Origin of the sequence: Burkholderia sp. Ax-1719, assembly GCF_011753055.1 — a bacterium.
Taxonomy (GTDB): Bacteria; Pseudomonadota; Gammaproteobacteria; order Burkholderiales; family Burkholderiaceae; genus Paraburkholderia.
The window spans coordinates 84,649-99,156 of record NZ_VWWJ01000010.1 but is presented as its reverse complement, the minus strand read 5'-3'; the positions used below and the strand labels follow the sequence as shown (position 1 = coordinate 99,156).

13 protein-coding genes are annotated in these 14,508 nt (G+C 63.8%); 9 read left to right on the top strand and 4 right to left on the bottom strand.

Annotated features, from left to right (window positions below; all coding sequences use genetic code 11):
- Positions 1–12: 12 nt before the first annotated feature.
- Entirely contained in the window at positions 13–885 is an 873-nt protein-coding gene (locus F3J17_RS19225) for a dienelactone hydrolase family protein (RefSeq protein WP_167062060.1), read from the top strand.
- 63 nt (positions 886–948) lie between these two features.
- On the opposite strand, the gene F3J17_RS19220 is transcribed toward F3J17_RS19225, so the two are convergent.
- From F3J17_RS19220 to F3J17_RS19210, 3 genes are all read right to left on the bottom strand, one after another.
- Positions 949–2,307: a lysozyme inhibitor LprI family protein gene (locus F3J17_RS19220; protein WP_167062058.1), complete on the bottom strand. Its 1,359-nt coding sequence runs from the start codon at positions 2,305–2,307 to the stop codon at positions 949–951.
- Entirely contained in the window at positions 2,240–3,109 is an 870-nt protein-coding gene (locus F3J17_RS19215) for a sulfurtransferase (protein ID WP_167062056.1), read from the bottom strand. Before F3J17_RS19215 ends, F3J17_RS19220 begins: the two co-directional genes overlap by 68 nt.
- A 156-nt stretch (positions 3,110–3,265) precedes the next feature.
- Positions 3,266–4,372 (bottom strand): aromatic ring-hydroxylating dioxygenase subunit alpha, encoded by a 1,107-nt coding sequence (locus tag F3J17_RS19210; protein ID WP_027819104.1) that lies wholly within the window; start codon positions 4,370–4,372, stop codon positions 3,266–3,268.
- Positions 4,373–4,701: 329 nt separating this feature from the next.
- Here F3J17_RS19210 and F3J17_RS19205 point away from each other — a divergent pair, with 329 nt between their 5' ends.
- The 4 genes from F3J17_RS19205 to folE2 all read left to right on the top strand — a co-directional run bounded on the left by F3J17_RS19205 (position 4,702) and on the right by folE2 (position 8,859).
- Complete coding sequence (locus tag F3J17_RS19205) at positions 4,702–5,013, top strand: exodeoxyribonuclease VII small subunit (RefSeq protein WP_167062053.1); 312 nt, start codon at positions 4,702–4,704, stop codon at positions 5,011–5,013.
- Positions 5,010–5,891, top strand: coding sequence for a farnesyl diphosphate synthase (locus tag F3J17_RS19200; protein WP_167062050.1), 882 nt, complete (start codon positions 5,010–5,012; stop codon positions 5,889–5,891). Before F3J17_RS19205 ends, F3J17_RS19200 begins: the two co-directional genes overlap by 4 nt.
- An 85-nt stretch (positions 5,892–5,976) precedes the next feature.
- Entirely contained in the window at positions 5,977–7,884 is a 1,908-nt protein-coding gene (gene dxs / locus F3J17_RS19195; protein ID WP_167062047.1) for a 1-deoxy-D-xylulose-5-phosphate synthase, read from the top strand.
- Positions 7,885–8,052: 168 nt separating this feature from the next.
- The gene (gene folE2 / locus F3J17_RS19190; protein ID WP_167062044.1) at positions 8,053–8,859 is read left to right on the top strand and encodes a GTP cyclohydrolase FolE2; all 807 of its coding nucleotides are present in this window, start codon (positions 8,053–8,055) and stop codon (positions 8,857–8,859) included.
- Between the two features lie 87 nt (positions 8,860–8,946).
- On the opposite strand, the gene tsaD is transcribed toward folE2, so the two are convergent.
- Positions 8,947–9,975 (bottom strand): tRNA (adenosine(37)-N6)-threonylcarbamoyltransferase complex transferase subunit TsaD, encoded by a 1,029-nt coding sequence (tsaD, locus tag F3J17_RS19185; RefSeq protein WP_167062041.1) that lies wholly within the window; start codon positions 9,973–9,975, stop codon positions 8,947–8,949.
- A gap of 138 nt (positions 9,976–10,113) precedes the next feature.
- Here tsaD and F3J17_RS19180 point away from each other — a divergent pair, with 138 nt between their 5' ends.
- The 4 genes from F3J17_RS19180 (at position 10,114) to dnaG (ending at position 14,405) form a co-directional block, all read left to right on the top strand.
- Positions 10,114–11,337 (top strand): NAD(P)/FAD-dependent oxidoreductase, encoded by a 1,224-nt coding sequence (locus tag F3J17_RS19180; protein ID WP_167062038.1) that lies wholly within the window; start codon positions 10,114–10,116, stop codon positions 11,335–11,337.
- 141 nt (positions 11,338–11,478) lie between these two features.
- Complete coding sequence (rpsU, locus tag F3J17_RS19175; RefSeq protein WP_027819095.1) at positions 11,479–11,691, top strand: 30S ribosomal protein S21; 213 nt, start codon at positions 11,479–11,481, stop codon at positions 11,689–11,691.
- Between the two features lie 256 nt (positions 11,692–11,947).
- The gene (locus tag F3J17_RS19170) at positions 11,948–12,394 is read left to right on the top strand and encodes a GatB/YqeY domain-containing protein (RefSeq protein ID WP_167062035.1); all 447 of its coding nucleotides are present in this window, start codon (positions 11,948–11,950) and stop codon (positions 12,392–12,394) included.
- Positions 12,395–12,512: 118 nt separating this feature from the next.
- Positions 12,513–14,405 (top strand): DNA primase, encoded by a 1,893-nt coding sequence (gene dnaG, locus F3J17_RS19165; RefSeq protein WP_167062031.1) that lies wholly within the window; start codon positions 12,513–12,515, stop codon positions 14,403–14,405.
- Positions 14,406–14,508: the final 103 nt, after the last annotated feature.

Here is a 14,508-nt window from a genome sequence, read left to right as displayed (position 1 = left end):
GAGGAGCATTGCATGCTCAAGCCTGAAATCGATAGCCTCGTCCCCCACGTGCCGTTCGATCGGCGCACGTTTATCAAGGCCGCGCTTGGCACGGGATTCGCCGCCGCTGTATTGCCGGTTTCCGCACAGACGATTCATACGGATGCCGAAGGATTGGATGCAGGCGAGATCGGCTTCGAATCGAACGGCACGCTCGTGCCCGCCTATCGCGCGCAGCCACGCGGCAAGACGCATCTGCCTGTGATCATCGTGATTCACGAGATTTTTGGCGTACACGAGCATATCGCCGATGTATGCCGACGCTTTGCGAAGCTCGGTTATCTGGCGATCGCGCCGGATCTGTTCGTGCGCGAGGGCGATGCATCGGCGTATCCGACGATGCAGCAATTGAACGAGCAACTGGTGAGCAAGGTGCCGGATGCGCAGGTGCTCGGCGATATCGACGCGGCGGTCGAATGGGCCGCGCAGCATGGCGGCGACACACGTCGGCTTGGCGTCAATGGTTTTTGCTGGGGCGGCCGCATCACCTGGCTTTACGCCGAACACAACCCGCACGTGAAAGCGGCGGTGGCGTGGTACGGGCGCGTGGCGGGCGATCACACGGCGAATACGCCGCGCAATCCGCTCGATCTGGCTGGCGATCTTCAGGTGCCGGTACTGGGTCTTTACGGGCGGCAGGACAACAGCATTCCGCAGGACACCCTGGAACAGATGAAATCGGCGATCGCGCAAGGGCCGCAGGGCGGCCGCGGCTCGCAGTTCGTCGTGTATGACGATGCGGGCCACGCTTTCTTCGCCGACTATCGGCCGAGCTATCGCAAGGCCGATGCCGAAGATGGGTGGAAGCGCGCGATAGCGTGGTTCAAGGAGCACGGCGTCGCTTGAGGGCGGCGCCCGGCGGCCAACGCAGATCGCGCTTTGCTTGCCGTCAGACTTGCCCACCGCGTCCTAGCCGTCTTCCGGATCGCGGATAAATCTTATCCAGCTTTCCAGGTAGACCCCGACGATCCCTTGTGCCGCGCGCTGGGCATCGTCGGGCGCAAGACCGTAATTGCGTATCGCCCAGTTTTTCGTCTCCCGAATCGCGGCGGGAATCGTGGCGATGGCCTTGTCGCGATCCGCGCGGCTCCATGCCGGTTCTTCGTGCCACTGCTTCATGGTTTGCACCGCAGCGTCGATTTTCGCGATGTTGGTTGCCGTGCCATAACTTTGCGGCGCGATCGACATGTGGACCGCATCCAGCTTCATGTTGGCCAGCACGCCGCGCGACATCGTCCCGGCGTGCTCCAGCGCAAGATCGATCGGGCCGCTGAAGGCGGAATCCATCGTGCGCCACGACGTCAGCCAGAAAAGCCCGTTGAGCGGTTCGCAATAAGGCGCGCCGGCGTCCCGGGTCGAACCGTTGATGCCGCCAAACGCCGCGGACGCGTTTTTCAGGTCGTTACGGAAGATGAACGCGTGCGCACAGGTGATCAGTCCGGGGTCGGGGTTTTCGCGCATCAGCAGACGCAGCAGGTAATAAACCGCCGTGGCGCGAGGCTGCTTCTTGTCGGTGTACTCGGTCCACGCCTGATCGTCATGGTCGGTGGAATCGACGCCCGCCTCGGCGTGTCGCAGTGCCGAACTCACTTCCTTCGCTGTGACGCCGCCGGCCGGGTAGTGCAGTCCGATGTAGGCCAGCCAGGCCTGGCCGAGCGCGTTGTCGGGGTATTGCCGGAGCATTTGCGCGGCGGTGGCCGGCTGCTCGGGGATAAAGCTGGTGATGGCCTGGATCGTCGCATATGACTTGCGTTTGCCGGCGTCATCCTGAAGGGTTTGAATCCTTGCGTCGATGCGCTCCGTCAGGCACCGCTGCAAGCTATACCCCTGCGTCGGTTGGGCGCAGGCATTGCGATAGCCGAGCCAGTCACGCTGCCCGGCGCGGATGGCGGGGCGCGCCTCGGCCGGCATCGCGGCCACGGCGGCCTCGTACGCGCTTTGCAGTTGCGTGTCGGAAGCGGAGAGCTTCGGGTCGCTGCAAATCGCATGTTCCACCGGCGTCTTCGCCTGGCTGCAATCGAACGAAGCAGCATTCGCCGCCGACATCACGAGAGCCAGCGGAACAAGGGCGAGCGTTGTGGTTATTTTCATTGAAGGTTTGTCGATACTCGATTGCGTGAGGCGCGCAACAAGCAAAAAGCCGCCGACCCTTGCGGGTAAGCGGCTTTTCGCCTTCGTGCCAACGGTCAATGGTCTACGATCAGGGATTCGCACCCGTCGCCACCGGACGCGACGGGTCGCAGACCCACTCGCTCCACGAACCGCCATAGAGCGCGGCGCCATGCATGCCGGCGATCTCCATCGCCAGCGCGTTGTGACATGCTGTCACACCCGAGCCGCATTGCAGCACCACATGCTCCGGCGTGATGCCCGGCAGCAGCGCCGTGAATTCCTCGCGCAGCGTGTGCGCCGACTTGAATCGGCCGTCGGCGGTGAGGTTGTCCTTGAAGAAGCGATTCTTCGCGCCGGGGATATGGCCGCCAACAGGATCGATGGTTTCGTTCTCGCCGCGATAACGGTCATTGGCGCGCGCATCGACGACGGTCAATTCGCGCGTGCCCAGATTGCGCACGACGGCTGCGGCATCGATGGTCACCTGCAACGGCGCGCCTGCCTTGAACGTGCCTTGCGTGGCGGTGGGCACGTCCTTCGACAGCGGATAACCCGCCGCCTCCCACGCCTGCAGACCGCCGTCGAGCACGGCAACCGAATCATGCCCGAGCCAGCGCAGCAGCCACCACAGGCGCGCGGCGTACGAGCCGCCCTGGGCGTCATAGGCAACCACTTGCTGGCCCGCGTTCAAGCCCCAGTCGGCCAGCGTGGCGACGAGCGAGGCGCGGTCGGGCAGCGGATGGCGGCCGTTCTTGCCGGTCTTGGGCCCGGAAAGATCGCGGTCGAGGTGGAGATAGCGCGCGCCGGGCAGGTGACCGGCGGCGTAGGCGGTCTCCCCGGCTTGCGGGTCGAGCAGATCGAAGCGGCAGTCGACGACGAGCACGCTGCCCGGCGCGGCGGTGATGCGCTCGTGCAGGTTGGCGGCTGAAATCAGGGTGGTGTAGTGCGTGTGGGGCATGACGGCTCCTCTATCTAGATACCTGGATACCTGGATCGTGCGTGGCCGACGTGCCCTATGGCAGCACCGGCCCGATGCCGTCAGTCTAAACAAAAAGACGGGCCTAAGCCCGTCTTTCCTTGCTGCATTCGCGTGGCGGCAGAGGCCGCGCCAGCATCAGATTTCGCCCAGTTCGCGGCGCAGGAACTCGTGGAAGTGCTGCATGCCGTCTTCCATCGGGCTCTGGTACGGACCGACTTCCGATACGCCGCGCTCGAACAGGGCGCGGCGGCCCGCGTCCATGCGCTCGGCGATCTCGTCGTCTTCCACGGCTGTTTCCATATAGGCGGCGCGCTCGGCCTCAACGAACTCGCGCTCGAACAGCACGATTTCCTCGGGGTAATAGAACTCGACGATATTGGTGGTCTTTTGCGTGCCGTTCGGAATCAGCCACGAACAGATAAGCACGTGCGGATACCACTCGATCATCAGACCGGGGTAGTAGACCATCCAGATCGCGCCGAACTCGGGCGGCTCGCCATTACGGAAGCGCAGGACCTCGTCGTGCCACTTGCGGTACGTCGGGCTGCCCGGCTTGCCGAGCTGGCTGTGCACGCCAACCGTCTGCACGCTGTACCACTCGCCGAACTCCCACTTCAGGTCGTCGCACGAGACGAACTGACCCAGGCCCGGGTGGAACGGGACGACGTGGTAGTCCTCCAGATAGACCTCGATGAAGGTCTTCCAGTTGTAGTTGCACTCGTGGACCTCGACGTGATCGAACATATAGTCCGTGAAGTCGAGGTGTCTGGCCGGCCCCAGGCGTGCGAGATCGCGCGCGACATCGCGCCCGGCCGACTCGAACAGCAGGCCATTCCACTTCTGCAGCGGCGTGCTGTTCAGGTTCAGGCAGGGTTTGTCCGCAAAGTGCGGCGCGCCGAGCAGTTCGCCCTTGAGGTCGTACGTCCAGCGATGCAGCGGACATACAATGTTGTCTGCCGTGCCGCGACCGTTTAGCATGATGGCCTGACGGTGGCGGCAAACGTTGGAGAGCAGCTCGATCTCGTTGCTCTTGTTGCGAACGAGTACGCGACCCTCTTTCTCGCCGGGCAGCGCAAAATAATTCCCCGCTTCAGGCACCATCAATTCGTGCCCGACGTAGCGAGGACCTTTCTGGAAAAGCGTGTCGATTTCGCGCTTCAGTAGCGCTTCGTCAAAGTAAGCCGTGACTGGCAGCTGGCTGTGAATGGACTTCAGCTGCAATGCATTGCTCAGATTGGACATTCCCACTCCCGATTAGACGTGAAAGCAGTGAACAACCCAACCATCGAAGATTCGATTTAGGGAGCCGGCAAGTATATCCGGTTTACCCTTAAAAGGGTAGCTAAGTGGCTGATTTTTGCCGGAATTGCACCGGAAAATGAACAAGAAGCGGGCAAGAAAGCGACAGAATCGCAGTGGGAACCGCATAGAAAATGCCCTGAAAAAGCCTTCTGGAACTGTTTTGGGCAACCCGCGGTAATGTGGTCGAGAGGTGACACGAGCCGGCGAGCGGGGCGGCCGGGGTGCTTTTGCCGTAGAATGTCCGCCTTGTTTCATTTTGGCGGCCCCAGATGGCGAAATCCGCATCGAAAGACAGTGCAGCGGACGGTGCAGCGGCGTCTCAGACAGCCGCCGCCGAAGCCCTGCCCGAGAGCTACGAAGCCGCTCTGGCGGAACTCGACGCGCTGGTGGCGCGCATGGAAGGCGGCAGTCTGAGCCTCGAGGAATCGCTGGCCGCGTATCGCCGCGGCGCGGTGCTGGTGAAGTTCTGCCAGCAGCAGCTCGAAAAGGTTGAACAACAGGTGCGCGTGCTGGACGGCGAAACGCTGCGGCCCGTGCCCCTCAATACGACATCCGCAAATGGCGGAGACGACGATCTATGAATTTTGACCAATGGACCCGGACGGTGCTCGACCGGGTCGAGAGCGCGCTCGATCACTATTTGCCGGCTGCCGATGTGCAGCCCGCGCCCCTGCATGACGCCATGCGTTATGCCGTGCTGGGCGGCGGCAAGCGCGTGCGCCCGCTCCTGTGCCACGCCGCAGGCGAACTCACCAACGCCACGCCGGAAGCGCTCGACGCCGCCGCGTGCGCGCTGGAGATGATCCACGTGTACTCGCTGGTGCACGACGACATGCCCTGCATGGACGACGACGACATGCGCCGCGGCAAACCGACGGTACACGTCAAATATGACGAACCGACGGCGCTGCTGGTGGGCGACGCGCTGCAATCGCAGGCGTTCGTCGCGTTGACGTCCGACGTTATGGACGCCGCACATCAGGCCGCGCTGGTGCGCGAACTGGCGCTGGCGAGCGGCTCGATCGGCATGGCCGGCGGCCAGGCGATCGACCTCGCGAGCGTGGGCCATTCGCTCACCCGCGAACAGCTCGAAACCATGCACCGCCTGAAGACCGGCGCGCTGCTGCGCGCCGCGGTCCGCATGGGCGCGCTGGCGGGCGACACGCCCTCGGCCGATGCGCTCGCCGCGCTGGACAAGTACTCTGCGGCTGTGGGCCTCGCCTTCCAGGTGGTGGACGATATTCTCGACGTGACCGCCGACTCGGCGACTCTGGGCAAGACCGCTGGCAAGGACGCGAAGGACGGCAAGCCGACCTACGTGTCGATCATCGGTCTGGATGCCTCGCGTGCACTCGCGCAGCAGCTGCGCGCCGATGCACACGCGGCACTCGAACCGTTCGGTGCGCGCGCCCAGCGCCTCGCCGAACTCGCTGATCTGGTTGTGAACCGGGTCAGCTGATTGCGCCAACCCGCCCGCGCGCATGAACGGGAAGTAATGCGCGATAGAAGTGCGGGAGCGCCCGATTTCCTACAATGGAACGACGATGTACGACTTGCTGAAAACCATTGACGACCCGGCGGATTTGCGCCGCCTTGATCGCCGCCAGTTGCAACCGCTTGCCGACGAACTGCGTGCCTTCGTTCTCGACAGCGTGTCGCAAACGGGCGGCCACCTGTCGTCCAACCTCGGCACGGTCGAACTGACGATCGCGCTGCATTACGTGTTCGACACGCCGCGCGATCGTATCGTCTGGGACGTGGGCCATCAGACCTATCCCCACAAGATCCTGACGGGCCGCCGCGACCAGATGTCCACGCTGCGTCAGCTCGGCGGCATCTCCGGCTTCCCGAAGCGGGACGAGTCGGAATACGACACCTTCGGCACCGCGCACTCGAGCACGTCGATTTCGGCGGCGCTCGGCATGGCCGTCGCGAGCAAGCTCAAGGGCGATAACGCCATGGGCATCGCCGTGATCGGCGACGGCGCGATGACCGCCGGCATGGCGTTCGAGGCGCTGAACAACGGTGGCGTCGAAGACGACGTGCCGCTGCTCGTGATCCTCAACGACAACGACATGTCGATTTCGCCGCCCGTGGGCGCGCTGAATCGCCACCTCGCGCGCCTGATGTCGGGCCGCTTCTACGCCGCCGCTCGTGCAGGCGTGGAACGCGTGCTGCGCCACGCGCCGCCGGTGCTCGACCTCGCCCGCAAGCTCGAAGAGCACGCCAAGGGCATGATCGTGCCGGCCACGCTGTTCGAAGAATTCGGCTTCAACTACATCGGCCCGATCGACGGTCACGACCTCGATTCGCTGATCCCCACGCTGCAGAACATCAAGGAACTGCGCGGTCCGCAATTCCTGCACGTGGTGACCAAGAAAGGCCAGGGCTACAAGCTCGCCGAAGCCGATCCGGTCCTGTACCACGGTCCCGGCAAGTTCAACCCGGCCGAAGGCATCAAGCCGTCGACCACGCCCGCCAAGAAGACCTACACGCAAGTGTTCGGCGAATGGCTGTGCGACGCGGCTGAACTGGATTCGCGCGTGGTCGGCATCACGCCGGCAATGCGCGAAGGTTCGGGCATGGTCGAATTCGAAAAGCGTTTCCCGGATCGCTACTTCGACGTCGGCATCGCCGAGCAGCACGCGGTGACGTTCGCGGGCGGTCTGGCCGCTGAAGGCATGAAGCCGGTGGTCGCGATCTACTCGACCTTCCTGCAACGCGCCTATGACCAGCTGATCCACGACGTGGCGCTGCAGAATCTGCCGGTTGTGTTCGCTATCGACCGTGCGGGTCTGGTCGGCGCGGACGGCGCGACGCACGCGGGCGCGTACGATCTCGCCTTCATGCGCTGCATCCCGAAGATGATGATCATGGCGGCGTCGGACGAAAACGAATGCCGTCAGATGCTCTACACGGCGCTCCAGCAGGACTGCCCGACGGCTGTGCGCTATCCGCGCGGTGCGGGCACGGGCGTCGCGACCGTCAAGCAGATGGCCGCGCTGCCGGTGGGCAAGGGCGAAGTGCGTCGCGAAAGCAACGCACCGGCAGGCAAGCGCGTGGCAATCCTCGCGTTCGGCACGATGGTTGCGCCGTCGCTCAAGGCTGCGGAAGAACTGGACGCCACCGTGGCGAACATGCGCTTCGTGAAGCCGGTCGACGCGGAACTCATCAAGCAACTCGCCGAGACGCACGACTACCTCGTGACCGTCGAAGAAGGCTGCATCATGGGTGGCGCGGGTTCGGCCTGCGTGGAATCCCTGCTTGAAAGTGGGGTTATCAAGCCCGTACTACAATTGGGCCTTCCCGACACCTTCATCGATCACGGCGATCCGGCGAAGCTGCTGGCGGGCGTCGGCCTCGACGCGGCAGGCATCGCGAAGTCCATTCGCGAGCGCTTCCTCGATGGCGCGGCGAACGCGTCGGGCAAGTCGGTGATGCGCGTCGCGTAAGCGGCTGGGCATCGAATCAGCCTGAAGCTGCGCTCTTTTTTGGGCGCAGCCGCTCGAATACCTTGAACCGTCGGAAGGGGCGTGTTGCCTTGTTCCGCCAGCAAGCGCCGGCACATGCCGGCGCTTGCCATTTGCGCGCCACATTTGGCGCGACTTGAGGATAAGAATATGAATCAGATGAACCCGGCTTTCGTGATGCCGGACGTCCAGAGCTCCGTCGATACCCGTCAGATCCCGATCCAGCGTGTGGGCGTGAAAGGCGTGCGCCATCCGCTCACCGTGAAGACCGGCGCGGGCGACGTCCAGCCGAGCGTCGGCACATGGAACCTCGATGTTCATCTGCCGGCGGACCAGAAGGGCACGCACATGTCGCGCTTCGTGGCGCTGCTCGAAGAGAACAAGACGCCGCTCGAACCGGCAACGTTCCGCGCCATGCTGACGGCGATGCTCGCCAAGCTCGAATCGCAGGCAGGCCGTATCGAAGTGTCGTTCCCGTACTTCGTGAAGAAGGTCGCACCGGTCTCGGGCGTGGAAAGCCTGCTGGACTACGAAGTGACGCTCACGGGCGACGCGCGCGATGGCGTGACGCGCCTGTTCCTCAAGGTGCTCGTGCCGGTGACGAGCCTGTGCCCGTGCTCGAAGAAGATCTCGCAATACGGCGCGCACAACCAGCGCTCGCATGTGACGATGGATGTCGAGTTCGACGGCGATCTGCCGGTGGAAGAACTCATCGTGATCGCCGAACAGGAAGCGTCGTGCGAACTGTGGGGCCTGCTCAAGCGTCCGGACGAAAAGTTCGTGACCGAGCGTGCGTATGAGAACCCGAAGTTCGTGGAAGACCTCGTGCGCGATGTGGCCGTGCGCCTGAACGCCGATGCGCGCGTGATCGCGTATACGCTCGAAGCCGAAAACTTCGAGTCGATTCACAATCACAGCGCGTACGCGGTGATCGAGCACGACAAGCGCGTCGCTTGATCGATCTGCTTGTGACGTAAGTGACGTAAAAAAGCCGCCTTTTTCAGGCGGCTTTTTCATTGGCGCTTGTCTGGAGCGATTGCTGCGTTATTGCTGCGAAAGCGAAGTCAGATCCCAGCGCGGCTTCACGGTGAACGCGTAGTCGTGCGTGGCCTGATCGGGCCAGCGTTGCAGGCGCAGCGCGCCGGCGAGGGCGATCATCGCGCCGTTGTCGGTGCACAGCGAAAGATCGGGGTAATGCACTTCGAAGCCGCGCTTTTGCGCCGCCGCCGACAGTTTCTCGCGCAACTGCTTGTTCGCGCCCACGCCGCCCGCCACCACGAGGCGCTTCATCTTCGTCTTCTTGAGCGCGGCCAGTGACTTCGCGGCCAGCACGTCCACGGCGGCATCGACAAAGCCGCGTGCGATATCGGCCTTGCCCTGTTCGCAGATATTCGGCCCGAGCTTCTTCACATGCGTGAGTACGGCCGTTTTCAGACCGCTGAAGCTGAAGTCGAGGTCACCCGAATGCAGCATCGGACGCGGCAATTCGATCGCGCCCGGCGTGCCGAATTCGGCCAGACGCGAGACTTCCGGGCCGCCCGGATAGCCGAGGCCCAGCAGCTTGGCGGTTTTGTCGAAAGCTTCGCCCGCCGCATCGTCCAGCGTTTCGCCGAGCGTTTCGTACACGCCCACGTCGGTCACGCGCATCAGTTGCGTGTGGCCGCCGGAAACCAGCAGCGCGACGAACGGGAAGGGCGGCGGCGCATCCACGAGCAGCGGCGAGAGCAGATGCCCTTCCAGATGGTGAATGCCGACGGTCGGCCGGTTCCACGCCATCGCCAGCGCATTGGCGATGCTCGCGCCTACCAGCAGCGCGCCGGCGAGGCCCGGACCTTGAGTGAAGGCGATGGCGTCGATGTCGCTGCGCGCGGCGCCGCTTTTCGCGAGCACCTCTTCGAGCAGCGGCAGCGCGCGGCGGATATGGTCGCGCGAGGCGAGTTCCGGCACGACGCCGCCGTATTCGCGGTGCATGGCGATCTGCGAATGCAGCGCGTGCGCGAGCAGGCCGCGCTCGCTGTCGTAGAGCGCGAGGCCAGTTTCGTCGCAGGAGCTTTCGATGCCGAGAACAAGCATGGTGTGGCGTGCAACGGCGTCGTTTCGACAAAAACCGTCGCTAAATCAAAGTGAAAGGGAAGCCTGAAAGTATAGCAGCGCGGGGGATTCCCGGCTGACGCCGACCGGCGCGAACGCCGCGCGGGTAAAATGCGCGGCATGGAATCTTTCGACATCGCCGTGATCGGCGCAGGAGCCGCCGGCATGATGACCGCGGCGGTGGCGGGCCAGAAGGGCCGCCGCGTAGCGCTGATCGACCACGCACCGCGTCTCGCGGAAAAAATCCGCATTTCGGGCGGCGGCCGCTGCAATTTCACGAATCTGCACGCCAGCCCGGCCAATTATCTCTCGAATAACCCGCATTTCTGCCGCTCGGCGCTCGCGCGCTATACGCCGCGCGATTTTCTGGCGCTGCTGCGCCAGCATCGCGTCACCTGGCACGAGAAGCACAAGGGCCAGTTGTTCTGCGACCAGTCCAGCGAAGCGATCATCGACGTGCTGCGCTCCGAATGCGACGCCGGCAAGGTCGCCTGGCGTCGCCCGCTGCCCGTCGAAGACGTCGCGCATGCCGACGGCGCGGGCTTCACGCTCGGCACGCCGCAAGGCCAGATCCGCGCGAAGGCGCTTGTCATCGCCACGGGCGGTTTGTCGATCCCTAAGATCGGCGCGACCGATTTTGCGTATCGCGTGGCCAAGCAGTTCGGCCACAAGCTCATCGATATGCGCCCCGCGCTGGTGCCGCTGACCTTCGCGCAGCAGGAGTGGGAGCCGTATGTGCCGCTGTCGGGTGTTTCGCTCGACGTGCATGTGGCGACCGGCGAGCGCAAGACCGGCGGCGCTTTCGACGAAGACCTGCTGTTCACGCATCGGGGCCTGTCGGGTCCGGGCGTGCTGCAGATTTCGAGCTACTGGCAGCCCGGGCAGCCGATCCGCGTGAACCTGCTGCCGGATCGCGACGCCACGGAAGCGCTCATCGAGGCCAAAGGGTCGACCAAACGCCAGATCGGCAATCTGCTCGCCGAATGGGTGCCCGCGCGCCTTGCGCACGCATGGCTCGAAACGCATGGCGTGGCGCTCGACGCGCGCCTCGCCGATCTGCCGGACAAGACGCTGCGCCGTATCGGCGAGGGGCTGTCGCAGTGGACGCTCACGCCGACCGGCACCGAAGGCTACAAGAAGGCCGAAGTGACGCGCGGCGGCGTGGACACGCGCGAGCTGTCTTCCGCGACGATGATGAGCCAGCGCGTACCGGGGCTTTACTTCGTGGGCGAAGCGGTGGACGTGACGGGCTGGCTCGGCGGCTACAATTTCCAGTGGGCCTGGGCGTCGGGTGTTGCGGCTGGCGAGGCCGCGGCGGAGTTCGCGCTCGCGGCTGGTGCATAAGGCTCAATCCCGCTTCTGGTAAGGCTGTGCGGGAAGTGGTCAGGGGGCGCCTGGATTCGGGTTTTCCTTCCGGCGCCCTCACGATGCACAGGTATAGTTTTGCTATACTGGCTCCCTTTACCCCCGATCCGTTATTGGAAAATGACGACCATCCGCGTAAAAGAAAACGAACCGTTTGAAGTTGCCATGCGCCGCTTCAAGCGCACGATCGAAAAGAACGGTCTCTTGACCGAACTTCGCGCGCGTGAGTTTTACGAGAAGCCCACGGCTGAACGCAAACGCAAGAAGGCAGCGGCGGTCAAGCGCCACTTCAAGCGTATTCGCAGCCAGACGCTGCCAAAGAAGATGTACTGATTTCGGCGCCGCCGTGATTTTTCCGCATTTGAGGAAATCCACGGCGACGCAAAACAGCCGGCAGCCTGTGCGCCGCGCTGTCCTCTGGTGTGGTCGCAACCAGCCGAACCCGCACCGACCCGCCTGGAAACGCTTCCAGGCGGGTTTTTGCATTCCTGCGATGCTTCGGTGTGAATTCGGTGCCAAATTCTGGCCAAGCGGCCGCGCTGCCCGGTGAATCCGGGATTGTGCAACCCCAACGCATTTCAGGTGAGTGATGAGCCTCAAAGACCGAATCAACGACGATATGAAAACCGCGATGCGCGCCCGCGAAACCGAGCGCCTCGCCACGATTCGTCTGCTGCTCGCCGCCATCAAGCAACGCGAAGTCGACGAGCGCATCACGCTCGACGACGCCGCCGTCACGGCGGTCATCGACAAGATGATCAAGCAGCGCAAGGATTCGATCAGCCAGTTCGAAGCCGCGGCCCGCGCCGACCTCGTCGAAAAGGAGCAGGCCGAACTGGTCGTGCTCACCACCTATATGCCCGAGCAGCTTTCGGATGCGGAAATCGCCGCCGAAGTGCAGGCAGCCGTGGCACAGGTGGGCGCTGCGGGCCCGCAGGACATGGGCAAGGTCATGGGCGTGCTCAAGCCGAAGCTGGCCGGCCGCGCCGATATGACGGCCGTCTCCGGCCTCGTCAAGGCAGCGCTCTCGAAGTAAGGGCCACGCGCGGGCTCCCTGCGTTGCCGTGAGCGGTGGCGCGCGGGGCTTGCGTCGGGCGCGTGCCGACCAGGGCATTGCGTCCAGCCCGCCAGAAATAACCGAGCGACCGAGCCTGATGATTCCGCATTCGTTCCTGCAGGATCTGCTGAACCGCGTCGATATTGTCGACGTGGTGGGACGCTTCGTGCAGCTCAAAAAGGGCGGCGCGAACTTCATGGGCCTGTGCCCGTTCCACAACGAGAAAAGCCCTTCCTTTACCGTTAGTCCAACGAAGCAGTTCTATCACTGCTTCGGTTGCGGCGCGCACGGTACGGCCATCGGCTTTCTCATGGAGCACGCCGGCCTGTCGTTTCCCGAGGCCGTCAACGATCTCGCCCAGTCGGTCGGCCTGACTGTGCCGCAGGAGCCGTCGCCGGTGCGCGGCGGCTACGGTGGCGGCCGTGGCGGACAAGGCGAGGGCGGCGGTTACGCGCCCGGCGTTTCGAAAGCCGTTTCCAACGCGCTGTCCGACGTGATGCAGACCGCTTGCGACTATTACCGCAAGCAGTTGCGCAGCGCGCCCAATGCGATCCAGTACCTCAAAAAGCGCGGCCTGACCGGCGAAATCGCGGCCCGTTTCGGGCTGGGCTATTCGCCGGACGGCTGGCAGAACCTCGAATCCGCCTTCCAGGACTATCGCGACGATTCGCTCGTCGAATCGGGCCTCGTGATCGTCAGCGAAAAGCAGGACGCGCAAGGCCAGGCGCGCCGCTACGACCGCTTCCGCGACCGCGTGATGTTCCCCATCCGCAACGTGAAGGGGCAGGTGATTGGCTTTGGCGGCCGCGTGCTGGACGGCGGCGAACCCAAGTATTTGAATTCCCCGGAAACGCCGCTATTTAACAAGGGTAGCGAACTGTACGGGCTGTTCGAGGCGCGTCTGGCGATCCGCGAACAGCACTACGTGCTGGTGGTGGAAGGCTATATGGACGTGGTGGCGCTGGCGCAACTGGGTTTCCAGAACGCCGTGGCGACGCTCGGCACGGCCTGTACGCCCATTCACGTCCAGAAGCTGATGCGTCAGACCGATACGGTGATCTTCAGCTTCGACGGCGATTCGGCGGGCCGTCGCGCCGCGCGGCGCGCGCTGGACGCCTGCCTGCCGCACGCGGCGGACAACCGCACGATCCGCTTCCTGTTCCTGCCGGCCGAGCACGATCCGGACAGCTACGTGCGCGAATTCGGCACGGAAGCCTTCAAGGAACAGGTCGAGCGCGCCATGCCGCTCTCGCAGTTCATGTTGAACGAGGTGATGGCCGGCAAGGAGCTGGACCAGCCGGAAGGCCGCGCCCGCGCGCTGTTTGACGCCAAGCCGCTGTTGCAGGCGCTGCCCGCGAATGCGCTGCGCGCGCAGATCATGCACATGATCGCGGACCGTCTGGACGTGCCGTTCGAGGAAGTGGCGGGGCTGTGCGAGGTCGACGCCCGCATTGCCCAGGCTGCGCGCCAGGCGCCCGCCCGCAAGGATCGGCACCTGGTGACGGGGATCGAGCGCAAGGCGCTGCGCAACCTGGTGATGCACCCGCGCATCGTCGTGCAACTGGACGAAGAGGCCGAACAGGCGCTCATTACGCTCACGCGGCACGGCGAACTGTTCGAGGAAGTCACCACGCATGCCCGCGCACTGGGCGATGCGGCTGAATTCCAGCTGTTGTCGGATCTCTTGAGAAATGGGGCCAATGCTCCAACCTTCGAGGAGATTTTTCGGGAAATTCTGGACTATGATGAAAACGTTCGGGATTTGCTGATGAAAAACCCAGAAGATGGCGCCGTGCTGGAGGAGCGCCGCGAGCAGGAGCGGCTCGTGAGCGAGGAATTGACGGCGGCCATCCTGAAGATGCGTTTCGACGCCTGCAGCGAGCGGCTCGAAGTGCTTTCGCGCCAGTCGCGGCACACGCCCGAGGAACTGGCCGAATACGTTAAATTGAATCAGGCGCGGGCTGACATGAAGCGTCAGCTTGGGCTGTAGGCAGGGAGGATCGCGCTCGGGCAATTATTACCGTGCGTGCTAAAATCGAAGGTTTTCAGCGGTTTGTTTTTGTTGTTTTTGTTTTTTCCGGGCGGGCAGCACA